The sequence below is a fragment of the Nostoc sp. genome, from assembly GCF_036919495.1.
GTDB lineage: Bacteria > Cyanobacteriota > Cyanobacteriia > Cyanobacteriales > Nostocaceae > Nostoc.
The window spans coordinates 1-1,761 of the sequence record NZ_JBALBZ010000038.1; the positions used below are offsets into that span (position 1 = coordinate 1).

A 1,761-nucleotide genomic window follows, 5' to 3' on the forward strand; every position below is an offset into this window, starting at 1 on the left:
TGTACTTTTTATTCTCCATATATAAAGAATATCATACATTTGTTAAAATTACTTGCGTTAACCAACTAATTTTCAAACAGTATTTGTCGTTACAATTAATCATGAACTACAGGATTATCAGCCAATAATTGCATTTTTTCTTTTGTTCCAGTGTGAGGAGTTTTGACCTGTTCAAAAAAGTTAGATACCCAAGGTAAAGCCACAAGAATTACCGCTAATACTACTAAAAATACTGCAATTCCAAAAATTTGATCACGGGGAATTTCAAGAACACCGCGTAAAATTACTTCTCTTAAAGCAGAAACCATAGTAATCTCTACTGCTGCTGCCACGGATGTCCGTTGTTGTTGTATATGATCGATTAACAGGCGGAATAACTCTACCAAAATCAAAATGAACAGGATATCAGATGTTACTTGCCGTAAATCTAATGGACTCAAAAAGGAGAAGAACATATCTCCCAGTCGGATGAGCATCACACAGAATAAACCAAGGCAGAGAGAAATAATAATAAAGTCTTGAAAAAACTCCAGGTTACGTACAATTGTATTTCTTTGTAACCAGTCATTGAAGTTTAAAGTTAGCCCTTTGAGCATCGTATTTCCTAACGGTCTAGATTCATTTATTTCCATAACTGAAATAGTGCTGAGTATCTAGCATCGATTACTCAGCACTCGGGCTGCATTCAACCCCCATTATTTAGCTATGGGGTTCAACTCAACCGTATTAAACGATTTTTAACCGTTGAGTTTATGTGCGGTTTCGGCAGTTTTCATTTTAGATGCTGCGGTTGTTAAGCTATTTGTAGCCTTGATGATCTCTTGTAAGGTTTCGTTGATCAGATTTTCATCAGGTGGAGCTTCTAATAAGTAAGTTTCTATGAAAATCTCCACTCGATTCATAATTATTTTGGCTTGAGAGCGTAGTCTGTTGAGGTCTTTGGTAGATAGATTATTCATTGTTTGAAGCTCCTTTGGTTTCGCGGGTTAGTTCTGCATTTTTGGTCAGCAATTCTCAGTCAAAGAGCGATTCTTACAGTTCAGCCGTTTTTTGAAAGATAAAACTTGCTGGAATACCAATTAAATTGTTCGCCTGTTGACTGCTTAAATGCCTTCGGATTCCCCAAATTCTTACAAAGGTTTCAAGCAGGAGAATTGCTATATCTGACAAGTTAGCCAGTCTATTTTAGGACTTACGCACTGAAAACTAAGGTTTGAGATTGCAACTCTTGGAGACGCTCCGCGAATGCGATGGCGTAACCGCCCACCGGAGGTGATCGCAGCACTCGCAATGAGATAATTTTGTCATGGTGCCTAAGTTCTTATTTATTGCTTAGACTTACGCACCGAAATCATCTTTTAAGACTGAAGTGTAGGGTTTTGAGTCTTTAAGTGTCAAAAGCGTTGGTGCAGATATCAGAAGTTCTCCTCTGGTCGCCGCAGCGTATAGTTTACTTGAGACGAGTAGTCTGTCAAATTCATTTTGATGGTTAAAGAGATGCGATAAATCGCCGTCTCTACTCTTAATTTATCCATCAATTATTTATTGACAGACTACTAAAGATAGGGTGGATGCTTACCCTGTCTCTTTGTATTCTGGCTGTTGACTCCTTTTATAACAACTTGAAGCCGAAGTTATTCAGAGTCTCACGCAAATCCTTACACCCTTTTAAATAGTCTAAAGTGGCTATTCGCTCGGCTGAATGTTGCGACCAATCACCAGGGACATTCATCTTTTGTTCAGTGTAGAACTCTTTCATGA

At 38.2% G+C, this 1,761-nt stretch carries 2 protein-coding genes; both read right to left on the reverse strand.

The genetic code is table 11. The annotated features are described in order from the left end of the window. Nucleotides 1-95: 95 nt before the first annotated feature. Entirely contained in the window at nucleotides 96-596 is a 501-nt protein-coding gene (locus V7K25_RS05175) for a phosphate-starvation-inducible PsiE family protein (protein WP_335155701.1), read from the reverse strand. Between the two features lie 141 nt (nucleotides 597-737). After that, nucleotides 738-959, reverse strand: a complete 222-nt coding sequence (locus tag V7K25_RS05180; RefSeq protein WP_094344907.1) for a hypothetical protein — start codon at nucleotides 957-959, stop codon at nucleotides 738-740. Nucleotides 960-1,761: the final 802 nt, after the last annotated feature.

Excerpts from the sequence above, each read along its gene's own strand:
- V7K25_RS05175 (WP_335155701.1), bottom strand. The coding sequence starts at position 596 with ATGCTCAAAGGGCTAACTTTAAACTTCAATGACTGGTTACAAAGAAAT.
- V7K25_RS05180 (WP_094344907.1), bottom strand. The coding sequence starts at position 959 with ATGAATAATCTATCTACCAAAGACCTCAACAGACTACGCTCTCAAGCC.